The organism is Lachnoclostridium sp. An196, from assembly GCF_002160135.1.
Lineage (GTDB): Bacteria > Bacillota > Clostridia > Lachnospirales > Lachnospiraceae > Hominiventricola > Hominiventricola avistercoris.
The window spans coordinates 131,998-148,997 of the sequence record NZ_NFJZ01000010.1 but is presented as its reverse complement, the minus strand read 5'-3'; the positions used below and the strand labels follow the sequence as shown (position 1 = coordinate 148,997).

Genomic DNA, 17,000 nt, shown 5'->3' with positions numbered 1-17,000 from the left:
CCATGCAGTACCCGTACCGTAAACCGACACAGGTGGATGAGGAGAGAATCCTAAGGCCGACGGAAGAAGCATTGTTAAGGAACTCGGCAAAATGACCCCGTAACTTCGGGAGAAGGGGTGCCCCTGAAAGGGGGCCGCAGTGAAATGGCCCAAGCAACTGTTTAGCAAAAACACAGGTCTATGCGAAACCGAAAGGTGAGGTATATGGGCTGACGCCTGCCCGGTGCTGGAAGGTTAAGGGGAGAGGTTAGCGAAAGCGAAGCTTTGAACTTAAGCCCCAGTAAACGGCGGCCGTAACTATAACGGTCCTAAGGTAGCGAAATTCCTTGTCGGGTAAGTTCCGACCCGCACGAAAGGCGTAATGATTTGGGCACTGTCTCGACAATGCATCCGGTGAAATTGAAGTACCAGTGAAGATGCTGGTTACCCGCGCCAGGACGGAAAGACCCCATGGAGCTTTACTCCAGCTTGGTACTGGGGTCCGGTATTGCATGTACAGGATAGGTGGGAGGCTAGGAAGTGGAGACGCCAGTCTTCATGGAGCCGCTGTTGGGATACCACCCTTGCAGTATTGGGCTTCTAACAGGTGCCCGTGATCCGGGCAATGGACAATGCCAGGCGGGGAGTTTGACTGGGGCGGTCGCCTCCGAAAGGGTATCGGAGGCGCCCAAAGGTTCCCTCAGGATGGTTGGAAACCATCCGAAGAGTGCAAAGGCAGAAGGGAGCTTGACTGCGACACCGACGGGTGGAGCAGGTACGAAAGTAGGGCTTAGTGATCCGGTGGTATTAAGTGGGAATGCCATCGCTCAACGGATAAAAGCTACCCTGGGGATAACAGGCTTATCACTCCCAAGAGTTCACATCGACGGAGTGGTTTGGCACCTCGATGTCGGCTCATCGCATCCTGGGGCTGTAGTAGGTCCCAAGGGTTGGGCTGTTCGCCCATTAAAGCGGTACGCGAGCTGGGTTCAGAACGTCGTGAGACAGTTCGGTCCCTATCCGGCGTGGGCGTAGGATATTTGAGAGGAGCTGTCCTTAGTACGAGAGGACCGGGATGGACTGACCTCTGGTGTACCGGTTGTTCCACCAGGAGCATGGCCGGGTAGCCAAGTCGGGAAGGGATAAACGCTGAAGGCATCTAAGCGTGAAGCCCCCCTCAAGATGAGATATCCCATACGCAAGTAGTAAGACCCCTTGAAGACGACGAGGTAGATAGGGCAGAGGTGGAAGCACAGCAATGTGTGGAGCTGACTGTCACTAATAGGTCGAGGGCTTAACCAAGAGGTTCTGGATAGGATGTAGTGGAAGATAAAAAAGGTATAGACTGTATGCGATTTTCAGGGTATAATAAGAAAAGATCCTGAGAGGATAATCCTCGATAGCTCAATGGTAGAGCACTCGGCTGTTAACCGAGTTGTTGTAGGTTCGAGCCCTACTCGGGGAGTTTTTAATTAATCTGGCTCCATGGTCAAGCGGTTAAGACACCGCCCTTTCACGGCGGTAACAGGGGTTCAAATCCCCTTGGAGTCATTTGCCGATTCTGCCCGGTTTCCGGCGACGGCAGGCATTTAATTTGCCGATGTGGCTCAATTGGCAGAGCAGCTGATTTGTAATCAGCAGGTTATCGGTTCGAGTCCGATCATCGGCTTCTTGGACCCATAGCTCAGTTGGTTAGAGCTTCCGGCTCATAACCGGATGGTCCCGGGTTCGAGTCCCTGTGGGTCCATTTTTTTTAAATTTATTTTATATGGCCCGATGGCTCAGTTGGTTAGAGCGCCGCCCTGTCACGGCGGAGGTCGTGGGTTCGAGTCCCATTCGGGTCGTTTGCGTGACATATGCCATCTGCAATTAGCCGGCGTGGCGGAACTGGCAGACGCACAGGACTTAAAATCCTGCGGGACTAACCTCCCGTACCGGTTCGATCCCGGTCGCCGGCAGTTAAAATTCCATATATGTGCGCGTAGCTCAGCTGGATAGAGCGTCTGACTACGGATCAGAAGGTCGGGAGTTCGAATCTTCTCGCGCACGTTAAGCCACCTGCTTACACAGGTGGTTTTTTCAATACAATATATTTCAGGAGAACAGATGGACAAAAAGAATTTTATAGAAACTCTCAGAAGGGCTTTATATGGGAAGACGGATCATACTTCGCTTGAAGAACACATCCGTTATTATGAGACATATATAGACCAGGAGATGAGTAAAGGAAGAACAGAGAAGGAAGTATTGGATGAACTGGGAGATCCCAGGCTGATTGCCAGAACTATTTTGGAGACGTCCGGACGCAGGAGCAGTTATATGGAATATACAGTGGAGGAAAGTCCGGGCGATGATCCGGAATCGGAGATTCGGGTGCATCGTTTCGACGGATGGAAAGCTACATTAATTATGGCTTTATTTTTCGCTGCGGTGATCCTGCTGCTGGTTGTAGTATTCAGGATTCTGGCCGCGCTGCTTCCGATTCTTATTGTGGCAGGATTTGTACTCTGGCTGATCAGAAAATACGGAAGGTAGTTTTTTTAAAATACAGGTATATTTTGTGCCGGGAAATCTCATACTACCCCTGTAAACATCTATTACAGGAGGTTTTGATATGAGTTCCAATAACACGAATCATTCTGCCAGCAACATGAATAACTACAGCAATGCGGCCGGTGATTACAGTACCGGAAACAACACGAAGAGCAGCAATTCCAAAAATACCAAGAACAGTAAAAACTGCTCTAAGAACAATGCATCGGACAAAGCAAATAACTAGTCTGAAGAAAAAGACAGGGCGCGGCGCAGACCGCGCCCTGTCTGCATATACTGCTAATAAGAATAAAAGAGAGAGAATGAGGGGCCTATGTTGGAAACCATCTCCGCCCGGGAAATTGATCGTTATATATTTAATAAGAATTATTTGCTTGTTGATGTAAGGCAGCCGGCCGATTACCGGAAAACGCATATCCGGGGGGCGGTCTGTATACCTCGGGAATATCTTCTGGAAAGGGTACGGGGACTGGGAAAAACGATCCCGATTCTGTACTGTGACAGAGGCGGTCTGAGTATGCAGGCAGCCAGGGAACTTCAGGAACATGGTTATTGCGCTGTTTCTGTGGTAGGGGGAATTCAGGCGTACCGGGGCAGATATCTGGAACGGGACTCCAGATGAGAAATGATTGACATGGTCGGCCCGGAAAGATAAGATATAGGATATAGTAAATAGCTGGAAAGGAAATACAGATGAGCAGAATCGAATTGGTGGCTCCGTGTCACTTCGGACTGGAGGCGGTCCTGAAAAGAGAGATCCAGGATCTGGGTTATGAGATCCTCCAGGTGGAAGATGGGAAGGTCACTTTCTGCGGGGATGAAAACGCAGTATGCCGGGCAAATATTTTTTTACGCACAGCAGAGAGGATATTATTAAAAGTTGGAAAGTTAAAAGCAGTCACGTTTGATGAGCTTTTTGAACAGATAAAAGACCTTCCGTGGGAAGATTATATCCCTTCGGACGGAAAATTCTGGGTAGCCAAGGCTTCTTCGGTAAAGAGCAGGTTATTCAGTCCGTCGGATATTCAATCGATTGTGAAAAAGGCGATTGTAGAGCGTTTGAAAAATATTTACCATATCGAATGGTTCCCGGAGACCGGAGCCGAATATCCTATCAGGATTTCTTTTATGAAAGATGAGGCGCTGGTCTGTCTGGATACCACGGGTCTTTCTTTACATAAGAGAGGCTATCGCAGCATGGTCAGCAAAGCGCCGATCAAAGAGACTCTTGCGGCGGCGCTGATTATGCTAACGCCCTGGAAGAAAGACAGAATACTGGTGGACCCGTTTTGCGGGAGCGGCACATTTCCAATTGAAGCGGCTATGATTGCCGCAAATATAGCTCCGGGGATGAATCGCTCTTTTACTGCAGAAAAATGGACGAATCTGTTGGAGAGGAAGTGGTGGTACCAGGCGGTCGATGAGGCAAACGATCTGGTAGACGACAATATCGAGACAGATATTCAGGGATATGATATTGACGGAGAGATTATCAAAGCGGCCAGACAGAATGCCAGAGACGCGGGCGTGGAGCATTTGATCCATTTTCAGCAACGTCCATTGAGCCAACTGAGTCACCCGAAGAAATATGGCTTTCTGATCAGCAATCCTCCCTATGGCGAGAGACTGGAAGAAAAGTCTCAGCTTCCCGGACTGTACACGGAGATAGGGGAACGATTTCAAAATCTGGACAGCTGGTCCATGTATCTGATTACCAGTTATGAGGACGCGGAGAAATATATAGGAAGAAAGGCGGACAAAAACCGGAAGATTTATAATGGAATGCTGAAAACATACTTTTATCAGTTTTCCGGTCCGAAACCGCCCAAAGGAAACAGACAGGAGGGAAACGCACATGAAAAAGATCATATTCGCGACGGGCAATGAAGGAAAGATGCGCGAAGTCCGTATGATTCTGCAGGATCTGGGAGTCGAGATCCTGTCTTTAAAAGAAGCCGGCATTGCTGCGGACGTGGAGGAGAATGGGACGACATTTGAAGAGAATGCCGTGATCAAGGCAACAGAGATCATGAAAATGTGCGGCGAGATTGTTCTGGCAGACGATTCCGGGCTGGAGGTGGATGCTTTAAACAAAGAGCCGGGCATCTATTCCGCCCGGTATATGGGACATGACACTTCCTACCATATAAAAAACAAAAGTCTGATAGACCGGCTGGAGGGAAAGAGCGGAGAAGAACGAAACGCAAGGTTTGTGTGCGTCATTGCGGCGGCTTTTCCGGATGGGAGAGTTTTTACCACCAGGGGTACCATGGAAGGACAGATCGGTTATGAAGAACGGGGGGAAAACGGATTTGGGTATGACCCGATCTTCTATCTTCCGGAATACGGATGTTATTCCGCGGAACTTCCGTTGGAAGAGAAAAATAAACTGAGCCACCGGGGCAAGGCGCTCCGCCTGATGAAAGAAAAACTAAAAGAACTGCAGGAAGTATAAGAATGATGAAAATATTGATTGTCAGCGATACCCACGGAAGGCTGACGAATCTTGAAAAGGTTTTAAAAAAAACAGGACCTATCGACCGGATGATTCATCTGGGGGATGTGGAAGGAGACGAGGCGAATATCCGCTCCCTGGTTCGCGTGCCGGTGGATATGGTGGCAGGCAACAATGATTATTTCAGCGCGCTTCCATCAGAGATGAAAATTGAGTTAGGAACGCATAAAGCGCTTCTTACACACGGACATCACTATTTTGTAAGTATGGGCCATGAAATGCTCAGAGAAGAAGCAAAGAAACGAGGCGTGGATATTGTCATGTACGGACATACGCACCGCCCGTGCCTGGAAAGAAGCAGGGAGCTTACGATCCTGAATCCGGGAAGCCTTTCTCTGCCGCGCCAGGAGGGGCACGAACCCAGTTGGATCATGATGTATATTGATGATAAAGGTGAGGCAGATTACAATATTTGTTATCTGAATAACATGCGCCGTATTTTTTGAAAAAAACAGTTGACATTTGCGATGCGGTCTTATATAATACCATATGTGTCCACAAAAAGGGCGCTTGCGGGGTGTGGCTCAGCTTGGCTAGAGCGCCTGGTTTGGGACCAGGAGGTCGCAGGTTCGAATCCTGTCACCCCGATAGATAAGACGTTATGCGGGTGTAGTTCAATGGTAGAACACTAGCCTTCCAAGCTAGATACGTGGGTTCGATTCCCATCACCCGCTTTCCGGGAAAACCGGAGCTACGTGTCCGTAGCTCAGCTGGATAGAGCAACGGCCTTCTAAGCCGTGGGTCGGGGGTTCGAATCCCTTCGGGCACGTTTAAATTAATATGGTGGGTATAGCGCAGTTGGTTAGCGCGCCAGATTGTGGCTCTGGAGGCCCAGGGTTCGAGTCCCTGTATCCACCCTGAATCAAAGATAATGGGCTATCGCCAAGCGGTAAGGCACAGGACTTTGACTCCTGCATCACGCTGGTTCGAATCCAGCTAGCCCAGTTTGGGCATGCAGAAATAATTGCTGAATGGGATATTAGCTCAGTTGGTAGAGCACTTGACTTTTAATCAAGTTGTCCGGGGTTCGAATCCCCGATGTCTCATAAAACATCGTGAAATCAATAAATAATTGGTTTTGCGATGTTTTTTTATACAATAAGACCAAGGTGTTTTTTCGGATTGTTCTTTTTGTTTCATAATATCTGGAAATTCGACAAATTTTTATGCGTTTCGTCAATGTACAATTATACATCCAGGACGTATAATAATATACGTCAAGTGAGAACGATATCACATAAAGTTATCATCTCATTTGTCATGTATGAATGAGGATACTGCAACCCCCCTAATCCCCCTTTATGAATAAACCCTCCCTTTTGATTATTCTTTTATGCAGTGTCTTCGATAAATATACATAAAAGTTGTTGCAGAAGAACCAGAGGTCCCCCGCCTCTGGTTCTTCTGCGTCTTTGCCGGACATTTATGCGGGCCGTCTCAGGCGGACCGGGAACAAATTTTACATGGATTTTACATAGATACCTCCTGGAATTTACAGCCGTATTATAGTATGATGTACAATTAAGAGGATATTTTGGAATCAAAGAATAAAAAATGGTATCTGGAGAGGTTGTGGAAGATGGCATTGATTTATATTGTCGAAGATGATCAAAATATTAGAGAGATCGAAAGCTTTGCGCTGAAAAACAGCGGATATCAGGTAAGCGGTTATGAGTGTGCCAGAGACTTTTTTCATCAGATCGCGGAGAAGGTTCCGGATTTGATTTTACTTGATATTATGCTTCCGGATGAGGACGGGCTTGAGATCGTGAGAAAGCTGCGCAGCATTCCGGACACGAAAAAAGTGCCGGTAATGATGGTGACGGCCAAAACTACAGAGATCGATAAGGTTAAAGGCCTGGATATGGGAGCGGATGATTATATTACGAAACCGTTTGGAGTGATGGAGCTGATTTCCAGGGTTAAAGCACTGCTTCGACGCAGCATGAATATGGAAGAAGAGAAATTCCTTTCTACCGGAGATATTTTTCTGGATGGGGAAAAACACATGGTGTATGTGAAAGATGAACCCTGTGATCTGACTTTCAAGGAATATGAGCTTTTGAAATTGTTGATCCAGAATCAGGGGATCGTTATGTCCCGTGATGTGATTATGGAAAGAATCTGGGGAATCAATTTTGAAGGGGAATCCCGGACGCTGGATGTGCATATCAAAACTTTGCGCCAGAAACTGAAAAGCGCGGGATCGTTGATCAAAACAGTGCGTAATGTGGGGTACATGATTGAATGAAAAATAAAATACAGCGTGAATTTATTCTGGTAGCTCTTTCGAGTATTCTTCTGACCACCGTCCTGGTGACGGCGGTCTTTTCTGGTTTTTTTCGGAACGAGATTCTGGATGAGCTCAGAACCTGTGCGCGGGTGATTCAGAGCGCGGGCATCTTCGATGGACAGGAAGAGGTTTACACAGATGTGGGAGCAGATGAACTGCGTATCACTTTAATCGATACGGATGGGACAGTAATCTACGATAATGATGTGGCAGTGGGAGATCTGGACAATCACGGAAACCGGCCGGAAGTAGAGCTGGCTTCGGAACAGGGAGAAGGCCTGGCGGTGCGCAGGTCGAATACTCTGGATCGGGACGCGTTTTATTATGCGGTACAGCAAGAGGACGGGACAGTGCTGCGCGTGGCGAAAGAAGCTTCCAGTGTGTGGGATATTTTTAGAAGCGCATTGCCTATATCGCTTGCCTTGGCGCTGCTGATTCTGATTCTCTGCATCCTGTTGTCTGCGCGAGCGACAAAATCTTTAATGGCGCCGATTACACAGCTGGCGGAGCACCTGGATGAAGAAGAAACTATGCCGGTATATAAAGAGATGATTCCATTCGTCAATACAATTCGTAAACAGCATGACGATATTATGAGAAACGCCAAGATGCGGCAGGATTTTACCGCGAATGTATCTCATGAACTGAAGACTCCGCTTACTTCCATTTCCGGATATGCGGAACTGATCGAGCATAATATGGTGTCGCAGACGGATATTCCCAGATTCGCGGGCGAGATTCATCGCAGCGCCACCAGACTGCTCACAACCATCAATGATATTATTAAGCTGTCAGAGCTGGATGTGATGGAGACGACGACGTTGGTACTTGACCGGCTGCCGCTTTATCAGATGGCGGAAAACTGCGTGGATATGCTCCAGGTCAACGCGGAAAAGCATCAGGTGACGCTGAAGCTGGAAGGAGAGCCCGCGTATATTATGGGAAACCGGGAGATGGTGGATGAGGTACTTTACAATCTCTGCGATAACGCGATCCGTTACAATAACATTAACGGAAGCGTGGTGGTCCGTGTCAAACCGGAGGGAGAAAAAGTGCGTCTCTGCGTGGAGGATACCGGTATCGGTATTCCGGAAAAACATCAAAGCCGTGTCTTTGAGAGATTTTACCGGGTGGACAAGAGCCGTTCCAAAGCCACCGGGGGAACCGGACTGGGGCTGGCGATCGTGAAGCATATCGTGGCGCAGCATGAAGCGGAGATGAAGCTGGAAAGCGAACCGGGAAAAGGTACCCGGATCACAATTCTCTTTGAAAATGCGGATAAAGATGATACAATGAATTAGCAGAAGCTCATACAGCTTCTGCTGATTCTATATGGAGGGGAAAACTATGACATATATTCATCAGGCACAGTATTATGAGACAGATCAGATGGGCATCATTCATCATTCTAATTACATTCGCTGGATGGAAGAGGCAAGGATCGCGTACATGGATGAGATGGATTTTCCATACAGTATGGTAGAGGAAGCAGGAATCATAAGTCCGGTATTGGCAGTAGAATGTGAATATAAATCCATGACTCATTTCGGAGACCGGGTTATTATTGAGGTGAAACTGATATCATTTAATGGGATCAAATATGCGCTGTCTTATGTGATGAGAGACGAAAAGAGCGGGGAAGTGCGTGCGACAGGAACGTCCCGCCACTGCTATCTGAATAAAAACGGCCGTCCGGTCACGATTAAAAAGGAGCTTCCGGCGCTTTATGAGAAGATGAAAGAGGCTATGGCAGCTGGCCAGGAGGAGCAGGTATGACGCGGGAGCGGTATCATCTGCTGGATGCGCTCAGAGGGCTGACCCTGATCAGCATGATTGCTTACCATGGGATGTACGATTTAGTGGAGATCTACGGAGCGGATGTCTTCTGGTTCTGGGACACGCCGGGGCGTGTATGGCAGCAGAGCGTCTGCTGGACGTTTATCCTGCTGTCCGGTTTCTGCTGGAATCTGGGGAAACAGCCTCTGAGACGGGGGCTGACTGTGTTTGGCGGAGGGATACTGGTGACAGCGGTCACTTTCCTTTTTATGCCTTCCCAACGGATCTTATTCGGCATCCTTACTTTTCTGGGAAGCGCCATGCTGGTACAGATCCCGCTTTCCCGTCTGCTGGATAAACTGCCCGCATGGGCAGGCCTGGCCGGAAGCGCATTGCTGTTTATACTTACCAGAGATATAAATGCAGGATTCTGGGGATTTGGGGCTCTTCGCCTGGGTGCGGTGCCGGAGAGTCTTTACCGCGGATTTCTGCTTACGTTTCTGGGATTTCCGGAACCGGGTTTCTGGTCGGGAGATTATTTCTCTTTCTTTCCATGGTTTTTCCTGTTCCTGTGCGGATATTTTCTGTACAGATTCCTGATGAAAAGCGAAGGAGTACGGCGTGCATTGTCCTGCAGGATCCGGGGGCTGGAGTGGCTGGGAAGACACAGCCTTATTATCTATCTGCTGCATCAGCCGGCGGTGATGGCGGCGCTGGAGGCAGCGGCTCTTCTTGGCGTGCTCTGAGAATGACAATTGACTTTTGCGAGGCCAGATGATAACATAGATAAGGCAGGCGGATATGGTGGAATTGGCAGACACGCCAGATTTAGGTTCTGGTTCGCAAGAGTGCAGGTTCAAGTCCTGTTATCCGCATGGTAAAAGTCCCTGTAAATGGGACTTTTTATTTTTCGTGTTGCATTTCGTGTTGCATAATATTTGAAAAGTGCTCGTTTACAATATTTGTCATCCCTTTTCGGACGGTCATTCTGTTTTCAAGGTGTGTCCATCGATGAACTACCCTAAGTCTACACGAAAAAATGCAATCCCCGGAATTTTGCGAGAATTGCATTTTGATGAAGTTTACACTTTGGAAATTATATTTTTGCAATCATTCTGTATAATGTGACAACGGGGAACAGCCGGGAGAAGCTGTGACCGCTGCTATGTTCCAAGCCATGCGGGACGCACTGGCGGAACAGAAGCAAAACCCGCTTCCCATTGACGATGTAGCGGCTATGGTTGCCGGACAGATCGGACAGCTTACGCTGATGGATGAGGAAACCGTTGAACTGTTCCAGCAGTTTGCGAAAAAGATGATTGAGCAGGCAGGAAAATAAAACATAAAATTCAAAGGAGATACTTATGGCAACAAAAATATTTGTTCACGGCTCAGGACACAAAGCAACAAGTTGGGAAAAAACAATTTCATACATGACAAACAACGAAGATATTGTATGTCCAAATTTATCCTCCATCCTTGAAGGGAAAGAGGCAAGCTACGAAAATCTATATTCTTCATTTGTAAAATATTGTAACGAATTTGACGGACAAATTCATTTATGCGGCCTTTCATTAGGTGGTATTTTGGCTCTGAATTTTGCTTTGGATTTCCCGCAAAAAGTGAAAACATTAGTTTTAATCGGAACGCCATATAAAGTTCCGAAAGTAGCATTTAGTTTTCAAAATATAATTTTCAGATTTTTACCAAAATCTATTTTTGAAACTATGGCATTTGATAAAAAGAGCACATTTGCTTTAGGGGATACTATGAAGAATTTAGATTTCAGTGATAGGATGAAAAATATTAAATGCCCCACTTTAATTCTTTGCGGAAAGAAAGACAGTGCAAATATGAAATCAGCGGATTACTTATCACAAAATATTAGAAGCGCAGAATTGAAAATTATTGAGAATACAGGCCATGTTGTCAATGAAGAAAATCCAAAAGCCTTAGCAGATATATTGAATGAATACTATTTGCAAAACACTTAATCAATTTTAAAAAATAGAACATGAGAGAGTGGGGGGAAGTGATGCAGGAAATGACACATAGGCACACCCGCGAATTGGATGTGTTTTACAACGAGCATCGCGATGCTTGTACTAATTGTGGAAGAAGATTTCAAAATGGTATGTGTGCGCATTTGGGATATGACATAGAAAGAAATCCTGGAACGCTTGCTGTTGCAGATGGTGTTGTAGGCAACGCCCTGTTCCTGCATACGCAAGGCCCATTCTTTTGCGTCGGACAGCTTCACGCTGTCGATGCTGGCCGCCCCCAGTTTGTCGTCCGACAAAAGTTTCATCAACTGTTCGCGGCTTTTTTCGTCCCACGCTTCACATTTCCCCGCTGCCGGATGTACTTGGCATAAAGCTGGCAGACCGTCATTTTCTTGCCGATGGGGTCGATCCCGTCGGCAATGTCCTGTTGTATCTGCCTGACTTTCTCACGCAGAGAAAGGTCGGGGCGCTTCCCGGCAGGGATTTTGTCGGTGGGTACTAACTTCCATGAGTACACAAACTTGGGGTTTCCAAAGGTGTCTATATATTTGTAAGCGTATCTTCCGTCTGGTCGCTGGCTCTCTCCAGATTTCAAAAGGCGGCCTTTGCTGTCGCGCCTTTTTTCATCTCGTTCTTTTCTCGGCATATCGTCATGCTCCTTTCCATGACGGAAAGAGCCTTGACACGCTATAAGGATATTATAGCATATTCAAGGCCCGATTTCACTATATGGCGTCAAGGCTATCAATTATTTTTTCAAACTGCTTCCGCTTGATTTGGATGCGGTTGCCGTTCATAATCACCCAGCCAGCGGTAGGGTTTTCCTCGGCCAGTTTACGCAGTTTGTTTTCCCCGACGCGGAAATATTTGGACGCTTCTTCAATCGTCAGCGTGTATTTTTCCCAGATTGGCACATCAGTATTATTCATACTTTTAGCCCCCTTTCCAATGGCTAAAAAAGGTTTGTAGTTGCAAAAGGGGCCATAACGGACGGCTGCTGGCGCAGCTCTACGGGACTTTCACCCCCGCGTGGTTCTCACACGGCCATGGACGCGGCCCTGTGCGCCGAGATCAGCAAGAGCCGGGACGAGGTGAAACGCTGCGTTGAGTGCGGGGCCGTGTTCACGCCGAAGTCCAACCGGGCCAAATACTGCCCGGATTGCGCGGTGCGGATGCGCCGGAAGAAAGAAACTGAACGGCAGCGGCAAAAATACTGGCAGCTTTCCGGGAAATGAGCCGCGCCAGAGGTAGATTTTTTCAAAAAGATACGGTAAACTGTAATTATCCCCGCGAAAGAGAGGTACATAGCAATGGGCGAATTGATAAATAATGACGCGATCCAGCTATTTGAAGATAAAAAAATCCGTACCGCATGGGACGAAGAACAAGAAGAATGGTACTTTTCCATTGTAGATGTTATCTCCGTTTTGACCGGCACAGAAAATCCCCGCCGGTATTGGAGTGATTTAAAGCGGAAGCTGAAAAAAGAGGGTGCGGTTGAGTTGTACGAGAAAATCGTACAACTGAAAATGCTGTCCTCTGATGGGAAAAGATATAAAACTGATGTTGCCAATACAGAACAGCTATTGCGGATTATCCAGTCTGTTCCCTCCCCCAAAGCCGAGCCGTTCAAGGCATGGCTGGCAAGGGTGGGCCGGGAACGGATTGAAGAAACCATTGACCCGGAACAGGCCATTGACCGGGCGTTAGAAACCTATCTGAAAAAAGGATATTCCGAGGAATGGGTACATCAGCGCCTTTTGGCGATCCGTATTCGCAATGAGCTGACAGACGAGTGGCAAAAGCGCGGTGTGGAAAAGGGAAAGGAATATGCGATCCTGACAGACGAGATTTCCCGCGCATGGTCTGGCATGACAACCCGCCAGTACAAAAAGCTGAAAGGGTTGAAAAAAGAAAACCTCCGGGACAACATGAGTGATCTGGAACTGGTTTTGACAATGCTTGCCGAAGCGACTACAACGGAGATTTCTAAAACTGTAAAGCCCACTACTTTTTCTGAAAATCAGAAAGTGGCGCACAAAGGCGGTTCGATAGCGGGAAATACCCGGAAAGAGATTGAAGATACAACAGGGAAGCCGGTGATTACTTCCCAAAACGCCAAAGACTTCCGGCAGCTTATAACCGATATTGTAGAGGATGCGGCTGCTTTGCCGGAACAAACAGAGGAAACAGACGACAATAAGGATGAATAACGCCTACATTCTACGCATTTAGGCCGATACCCCCGCCATAGCAAGGCTTTTCTGGCGTGGTCGGCGGGCAGGCGGGACAGATTATCCAAGGGAGGTACGGGTTCCCCGTTCCGGTAACAGTTAGACTTTTACTTGAAAGTAAACCGCCTATTCTTTACCAGAGGACAGGGCGGTTTACTTATTTTTTTGATTCAGAATCGCAATAATCAGCATGGCCACACCCAAGATGATTTGAAACTCTTCATATGTATTCATAAGCAGCTCCCCTTTCCGCAAGACTCGGAACGGGTATAGCCGCCCTACCAGCTGCCTTGGCAAGAAGTAATTTTTTGTTGACATTCTTCATTTTTGAGATATAATAAACTCGTGTTCAAAAAACAATGCGTTGAACAGGACAGGACTTCCCGGACAGAAGTGTTTTCAGAGAGTTCCCGGATGGTGTGAGGGAACAGCATGGTCAGGGCGGTTATCACCTGCGAGCAGTCGGGGCGAACGGCAGAACCAGTAGCCCGGATCGGAATTCCTCCGTTATAAGGAAACCTGTTAATCCGGCAGATAGGACCTGAGCTTAATGAAAAGCGATCTGGGATGTGCTTTGCCGGCCGACGGGACTGAGGGACCGGAATGATATCCGGTAATAGAAGTGGTAACGCGGAGGAAATGTACTTCGTCTTCTGACAGAGCGATCTGCCAGGGGGCGATTTTTTTATGGGATAAAAGCCCAAAACAGAACAAAGGAGAGTGAAGATTATGAACACGCTTGTAATTGTACTGATTGCCGCAGTATGCCTTGTGGCAGCGTACACGCTGTATGGAAGGTGGCTGGCAAAAAAATGGGGAATTGATCCGAACGCGAAAACCCCCGCGGTAGTACATAACGATGGGCAGGACTATGTGCCCACAGACGGATGGACGGTATTTGCGCACCAGTTTTCATCGATTGCCGGAGCAGGACCGGTGACGGGAGCGATCCAGGCCGCGGCGTTCGGATGGCTGCCGGTTCTGCTGTGGATTATTCTGGGAGGCATCTTCTTCGGCGCCGTGACGGACTTTGGCGCGCTGTACGCCAGCGTAAAGAATGATGGAAAATCTATGGGACTTCTGATCGAGAAGTATATCGGCAAAGCCGGACGCAAATTATTCCTGGGATTCTGCTGGCTGTTCACTCTGATCGTCATGGCGGCGTTCGCGGACATGGTGGCGGATACCTTCAATGCTTATGTGGTAACAGACGGTGTGACGGCGCTTGCGGAAAATGCGACGGTAAACGGCGCGGCGGGGAGCATCTCCTTGTTCTTTATCCTGTTTGCGGCTGTTTTCGGACTTGTCCAGAGAAAGGCAAAGCTGGCCGGCTGGAAAGAAGTGGTCTTCGGCCTGGCATGCACGGTGCTTGCGTTTGTATGCGGAATGAATCTGCCGGTGATCCTGGGAAAAGAGATGTGGGTGTACATCGCATTTGCATATATCTTCCTGGCTGCGGTACTTCCTATGTGGTTCCTGATGCAGCCCCGTGATTATATGTCCACATTTATGTTTGTCGGTATGATCGTCGGCGCTGTACTGGGACTGATTTTTGCGCATCCGACCATGAATCTTCCGGCATATACCGGTTTCCGGAATGACAGCCTGGGAACGTTGTTCCCGATTCTGTTCGTGACAGTCGCCTGCGGCGCGGTATCCGGATTTCACAGCCTGGTGTCTTCCGGAACTTCCTCCAAGACGATCTCCAACGAAAAGGATATGCTGAAGGTTGGATATGGAGCGATGGTATTGGAAAGCCTTCTGGCGGTCATCGCGCTGTGTGTGGCCGGAGCTGCAGCCGGCGCAGACGGTACGGCGGCAGTGGGAACACCGTTCCAGATCTTCTCTTCCGGAGTGGCAGGATTCCTGGAGATGTTCGGGATTCCGGTTTTTGTAGCCCAGAGCTTTATGACCATGTGCGTATCCGCGTTGGCATTTACTACGCTGGACTCTGTGGCCCGTATCGGCCGCATGTCTTTCCAGGAATTATTCAGTACGGATGATATGGAGCATGCGGAAGGCTGGAGAAAGGTGCTCTGCAATAAATATTTTGCGACCCTGATTACTCTGGTGTTCGGATATATTCTGACGCAGGTGGGATATTCCAATATCTGGCCTTTGTTCGGAAGCGCCAACCAGCTTCTGAGCGCGCTGGTTCTGATCACGCTGTGCGTATTCCTGAAAGTGACAGGCAGAGAGATGAGAACGCTCGTTCCTCCGTTCGTGATCATGCTGATCGTAACATTCACGGCGCTGGTACAGAGATTCATCGCGCTGGCAGGCGCGTTTTCGGCAGGCACCGGCGTATTTATGGTGGAAGGACTTCAGCTGATCGTAGCAGTCCTGTTGATGATTCTGGGAGTGACGATTGTGGTTACTTCCGGAAAAGAGCTTATAACAAAGAAGGCTGAGCACTAATCAGTGCCGCCTTCTGTAATGATCCCGTCTTCCGAGACTTCGGCGCCGAAAGAAATATCGCTCAGGTGCTGAAAGAGGGAAGACGGGTCTTCTATTTGCGTCAGAACTTCGGATTCCCGGCGGCAGGGGATCAACTGCAGGGAAAGTTCTCCTTCCGGAGAAAAGACGGCTTTCAGAAGCACGGTTTCCCCGGTTCGGCTGTCGAACAGATAGTTGCCCAGACTGTAAACGATGGGAACTCCCTGATAATATTCAAAGCCCTGCAGCACATGCGGATGGCATCCTACGATCAGATCCGCTCCCGCGTCTATATATCCCTGAGCCAGGACACGCTGGTACTCTTCCGGCGTTTCATTTCTTTCGATTCCCCAATGTACAAATACAATGACATGATCATACCGGGCGTCGGCTTCCGCGATCCTCTGGTTCAGAAGCGTCGGATCATAGGTCTGGAACAGTCCGGGCTGAGAGTCGGTGGCATACCATTCGTATGCCGGGGAGACTCTGGTCGCGCCCAGAAAAGCAAAGGTCTGCCCGTGAACGGTACGGACGGCGGGCGCAGAAGCCTGGGCGATGTCATAACCGCCGCCGATACAGGCGATATCAGCCTGCTGAAGAGTATCCAGGGTGTCGCAGAAGGCATCCTGCCCGAAATCCAGAGCGTGGTTATTTGCCACTGTGACGATATCTACGCCCAGGTCCTGGAAGATGCGGACGTATTTTGGATCTGTGCGGAAAGTAAACTGTTTGTCTGGCATAGGTTCTCCCCGCAGGCTGAAAGGAAATTCTTCGTTCAGCAGAAACAGATCCGAATCCTGCATGTGGGACAGCATGCCGCTGTCGGCGATGGCTTGGATCCCGCCCGTGTCATAGGCGGACAGATAATGATCCGGAAACATGACGTCTCCTGCGAATGAGAGCGTGACATCCGGTTCGGGCAGCGGCTCCTCCGGCAGAACCTCAGACGGTTCCTTCTCGGTTTCAGCGGAAAGCGGTTCGGACGTATTTTCTTCTTGAGTGGTCTCCTGGGAGGAGATTGACTCTGCCGGCTCTGTCTGAATTCCTGCGTTTTCTGATATGTTTCTCCGGGAGGACAGGCGGTTCCCGGAAAATGTGAGACAAAGATACAGGGCAGTTAACAGGATAATCCCGATCCCCAGGCCGATGCCGATCCCTTTCAGCAGTGATTTCATAGATACTCCTCCATTATCTTTTGATGTTAGGAAACA

General features: G+C 48.6%; 16 protein-coding genes, 14 tRNA genes, 1 rRNA gene, 2 pseudogenes and 1 other annotated feature. Of the genes and pseudogenes, 30 read left to right on the top strand and 3 right to left on the bottom strand.

All coding sequences use genetic code 11. From position 1 onward, the window contains the following. From B5F29_RS12595 to B5F29_RS12470, 27 genes are all read left to right on the top strand, one after another. Window positions 1-1,281: ribosomal RNA gene (locus B5F29_RS12595) — 23S ribosomal RNA — on the top strand; the annotation flags it as partial. A gap of 91 nt (window positions 1,282-1,372) precedes the next feature. After that, window positions 1,373-1,444: transfer RNA gene (locus B5F29_RS12590), tRNA-Asn, on the top strand. Window positions 1,445-1,458: 14 nt separating this feature from the next. Continuing rightward, window positions 1,459-1,530: transfer RNA gene (locus tag B5F29_RS12585), tRNA-Glu, on the top strand. Between the two features lie 45 nt (window positions 1,531-1,575). Then, window positions 1,576-1,648, top strand: a tRNA-Thr gene (locus B5F29_RS12580). A 4-nt stretch (window positions 1,649-1,652) separates the two neighbouring features. Beyond that, window positions 1,653-1,726 (top strand) — tRNA-Ile (locus tag B5F29_RS12575). Window positions 1,727-1,749: 23 nt separating this feature from the next. Beyond that, window positions 1,750-1,823 (top strand) — tRNA-Asp (locus B5F29_RS12570). A gap of 28 nt (window positions 1,824-1,851) precedes the next feature. Further along, window positions 1,852-1,937: transfer RNA gene (locus B5F29_RS12565), tRNA-Leu, on the top strand. Window positions 1,938-1,954: 17 nt separating this feature from the next. Beyond that, a tRNA-Arg gene (locus B5F29_RS12560) sits at window positions 1,955-2,028 on the top strand. A gap of 57 nt (window positions 2,029-2,085) precedes the next feature. Further along, the gene (locus B5F29_RS12555; RefSeq protein ID WP_087154957.1) at window positions 2,086-2,514 is read left to right on the top strand and encodes a DUF1700 domain-containing protein; all 429 of its coding nucleotides are present in this window, start codon (window positions 2,086-2,088) and stop codon (window positions 2,512-2,514) included. A 79-nt stretch (window positions 2,515-2,593) separates the two neighbouring features. Next, entirely contained in the window at window positions 2,594-2,758 is a 165-nt protein-coding gene (locus B5F29_RS16480; protein ID WP_162608428.1) for a hypothetical protein, read from the top strand. An 87-nt stretch (window positions 2,759-2,845) separates the two neighbouring features. Next, complete coding sequence (locus tag B5F29_RS12550; RefSeq protein ID WP_087154956.1) at window positions 2,846-3,154, top strand: rhodanese-like domain-containing protein; 309 nt, start codon at window positions 2,846-2,848, stop codon at window positions 3,152-3,154. Between the two features lie 71 nt (window positions 3,155-3,225). Next, window positions 3,226-4,419 (top strand): THUMP domain-containing class I SAM-dependent RNA methyltransferase, encoded by a 1,194-nt coding sequence (locus B5F29_RS12545; protein ID WP_087154955.1) that lies wholly within the window; start codon window positions 3,226-3,228, stop codon window positions 4,417-4,419. Beyond that, the gene (locus tag B5F29_RS12540) at window positions 4,388-4,987 is read left to right on the top strand and encodes an XTP/dITP diphosphatase (protein ID WP_087154954.1); all 600 of its coding nucleotides are present in this window, start codon (window positions 4,388-4,390) and stop codon (window positions 4,985-4,987) included. The genes B5F29_RS12545 and B5F29_RS12540 overlap by 32 nt, the downstream gene beginning before the upstream one ends. A 5-nt stretch (window positions 4,988-4,992) precedes the next feature. Beyond that, window positions 4,993-5,493: a metallophosphoesterase family protein gene (locus tag B5F29_RS12535; RefSeq protein ID WP_087154972.1), complete on the top strand. Its 501-nt coding sequence runs from the start codon at window positions 4,993-4,995 to the stop codon at window positions 5,491-5,493. 67 nt (window positions 5,494-5,560) lie between these two features. After that, window positions 5,561-5,635 (top strand) — tRNA-Pro (locus B5F29_RS12530). 15 nt (window positions 5,636-5,650) lie between these two features. Beyond that, a tRNA-Gly gene (locus B5F29_RS12525) sits at window positions 5,651-5,721 on the top strand. Between the two features lie 21 nt (window positions 5,722-5,742). Further along, window positions 5,743-5,816: transfer RNA gene (locus B5F29_RS12520), tRNA-Arg, on the top strand. 14 nt (window positions 5,817-5,830) lie between these two features. After that, window positions 5,831-5,904: transfer RNA gene (locus tag B5F29_RS12515), tRNA-His, on the top strand. A 15-nt stretch (window positions 5,905-5,919) separates the two neighbouring features. Continuing rightward, window positions 5,920-5,992 (top strand) — tRNA-Gln (locus B5F29_RS12510). Between the two features lie 28 nt (window positions 5,993-6,020). Continuing rightward, window positions 6,021-6,093: transfer RNA gene (locus B5F29_RS12505), tRNA-Lys, on the top strand. A gap of 533 nt (window positions 6,094-6,626) precedes the next feature. Beyond that, window positions 6,627-7,298 (top strand): response regulator transcription factor, encoded by a 672-nt coding sequence (locus B5F29_RS12500; RefSeq protein WP_087154971.1) that lies wholly within the window; start codon window positions 6,627-6,629, stop codon window positions 7,296-7,298. Then, a complete protein-coding gene (locus tag B5F29_RS12495) occupies window positions 7,295-8,641 on the top strand; it encodes a sensor histidine kinase (RefSeq protein WP_087154953.1) in 1,347 nt (448 codons plus the stop codon). The genes B5F29_RS12500 and B5F29_RS12495 overlap by 4 nt, the downstream gene beginning before the upstream one ends. Before the next feature lie 46 nt (window positions 8,642-8,687). Beyond that, window positions 8,688-9,116, top strand: coding sequence for an acyl-CoA thioesterase (locus B5F29_RS12490; RefSeq protein WP_242955660.1), 429 nt, complete (start codon window positions 8,688-8,690; stop codon window positions 9,114-9,116). After that, entirely contained in the window at window positions 9,113-9,862 is a 750-nt protein-coding gene (locus B5F29_RS12485) for a heparan-alpha-glucosaminide N-acetyltransferase domain-containing protein (protein ID WP_087154951.1), read from the top strand. Before B5F29_RS12490 ends, B5F29_RS12485 begins: the two co-directional genes overlap by 4 nt. 49 nt (window positions 9,863-9,911) lie before the next feature. Next, window positions 9,912-9,991, top strand: a tRNA-Leu gene (locus B5F29_RS12480). A gap of 278 nt (window positions 9,992-10,269) precedes the next feature. Further along, the gene (locus B5F29_RS12475) at window positions 10,270-10,455 is read left to right on the top strand and encodes a hypothetical protein (protein ID WP_442911279.1); all 186 of its coding nucleotides are present in this window, start codon (window positions 10,270-10,272) and stop codon (window positions 10,453-10,455) included. 25 nt (window positions 10,456-10,480) lie between these two features. After that, a complete protein-coding gene (locus B5F29_RS12470) occupies window positions 10,481-11,110 on the top strand; it encodes an alpha/beta fold hydrolase (RefSeq protein WP_087154950.1) in 630 nt (209 codons plus the stop codon). A 152-nt stretch (window positions 11,111-11,262) separates the two neighbouring features. Here the strand turns inward: B5F29_RS12470 and B5F29_RS12465 are convergent. Together B5F29_RS12465 and B5F29_RS12460 are read right to left on the bottom strand one after the other, a co-directional pair. Continuing rightward, window positions 11,263-11,765 (bottom strand): annotated as a pseudogene (locus tag B5F29_RS12465) (integrase DNA-binding domain-containing protein); the annotation flags it as partial. Between the two features lie 79 nt (window positions 11,766-11,844). Next, a complete protein-coding gene (locus B5F29_RS12460; RefSeq protein ID WP_087154949.1) occupies window positions 11,845-12,048 on the bottom strand; it encodes an excisionase in 204 nt (67 codons plus the stop codon). A 117-nt stretch (window positions 12,049-12,165) separates the two neighbouring features. On the opposite strand from B5F29_RS12460, the pseudogene B5F29_RS12455 reads away from it, so the two are divergent. The 3 genes and pseudogenes from B5F29_RS12455 to B5F29_RS12445 all read left to right on the top strand — a co-directional run. Next, a pseudogene (locus B5F29_RS12455) lies at window positions 12,166-12,354 on the top strand (hypothetical protein); the annotation flags it as partial. A gap of 75 nt (window positions 12,355-12,429) precedes the next feature. Continuing rightward, a complete protein-coding gene (locus tag B5F29_RS12450; RefSeq protein WP_087154947.1) occupies window positions 12,430-13,332 on the top strand; it encodes a BRO-N domain-containing protein in 903 nt (300 codons plus the stop codon). A gap of 376 nt (window positions 13,333-13,708) precedes the next feature. After that, window positions 13,709-14,010, top strand: a binding site (T-box leader). 72 nt (window positions 14,011-14,082) lie between these two features. Then, window positions 14,083-15,771, top strand: a complete 1,689-nt coding sequence (locus tag B5F29_RS12445) for a carbon starvation CstA family protein (protein ID WP_087154946.1) — start codon at window positions 14,083-14,085, stop codon at window positions 15,769-15,771. Here the strand turns inward: B5F29_RS12445 and B5F29_RS12440 are convergent. Further along, window positions 15,768-16,964 carry a CapA family protein gene (locus B5F29_RS12440; RefSeq protein ID WP_162608427.1) on the bottom strand — a complete coding sequence of 399 codons (1,197 nt, stop codon included), beginning with the start codon at window positions 16,962-16,964 and terminating at the stop codon, window positions 15,768-15,770. The two genes, B5F29_RS12445 and B5F29_RS12440, sit on opposite strands and share 4 nt — an antisense overlap. Window positions 16,965-17,000 lie beyond the last annotated feature (36 nt).

Bases quoted from the DNA above. Each gene is read 5' to 3' on its own strand.
- B5F29_RS12460 (WP_087154949.1), bottom strand. From the start codon at position 12,048: ATGAATAATACTGATGTGCCAATCTGGGAAAAATACACGCTGACGATT.
- B5F29_RS16480 (WP_162608428.1), top strand. From the start codon at position 2,594: ATGAGTTCCAATAACACGAATCATTCTGCCAGCAACATGAATAACTAC.
- B5F29_RS12490 (WP_242955660.1), top strand. From the start codon at position 8,688: ATGACATATATTCATCAGGCACAGTATTATGAGACAGATCAGATGGGC.
- B5F29_RS12470 (WP_087154950.1), top strand. From the start codon at position 10,481: ATGGCAACAAAAATATTTGTTCACGGCTCAGGACACAAAGCAACAAGT.
- B5F29_RS12545 (WP_087154955.1), top strand. From the start codon at position 3,226: ATGAGCAGAATCGAATTGGTGGCTCCGTGTCACTTCGGACTGGAGGCG.
- B5F29_RS12450 (WP_087154947.1), top strand. From the start codon at position 12,430: ATGGGCGAATTGATAAATAATGACGCGATCCAGCTATTTGAAGATAAA.
- B5F29_RS12495 (WP_087154953.1), top strand. From the start codon at position 7,295: ATGAAAAATAAAATACAGCGTGAATTTATTCTGGTAGCTCTTTCGAGT.
- B5F29_RS12555 (WP_087154957.1), top strand. From the start codon at position 2,086: ATGGACAAAAAGAATTTTATAGAAACTCTCAGAAGGGCTTTATATGGG.
- B5F29_RS12540 (WP_087154954.1), top strand. From the start codon at position 4,388: ATGAAAAAGATCATATTCGCGACGGGCAATGAAGGAAAGATGCGCGAA.
- B5F29_RS12535 (WP_087154972.1), top strand. From the start codon at position 4,993: ATGAAAATATTGATTGTCAGCGATACCCACGGAAGGCTGACGAATCTT.
- B5F29_RS12550 (WP_087154956.1), top strand. From the start codon at position 2,846: ATGTTGGAAACCATCTCCGCCCGGGAAATTGATCGTTATATATTTAAT.
- B5F29_RS12440 (WP_162608427.1), bottom strand. From the start codon at position 16,964: ATGAAATCACTGCTGAAAGGGATCGGCATCGGCCTGGGGATCGGGATT.
- B5F29_RS12445 (WP_087154946.1), top strand. From the start codon at position 14,083: ATGAACACGCTTGTAATTGTACTGATTGCCGCAGTATGCCTTGTGGCA.
- B5F29_RS12500 (WP_087154971.1), top strand. From the start codon at position 6,627: ATGGCATTGATTTATATTGTCGAAGATGATCAAAATATTAGAGAGATC.
- B5F29_RS12485 (WP_087154951.1), top strand. From the start codon at position 9,113: ATGACGCGGGAGCGGTATCATCTGCTGGATGCGCTCAGAGGGCTGACC.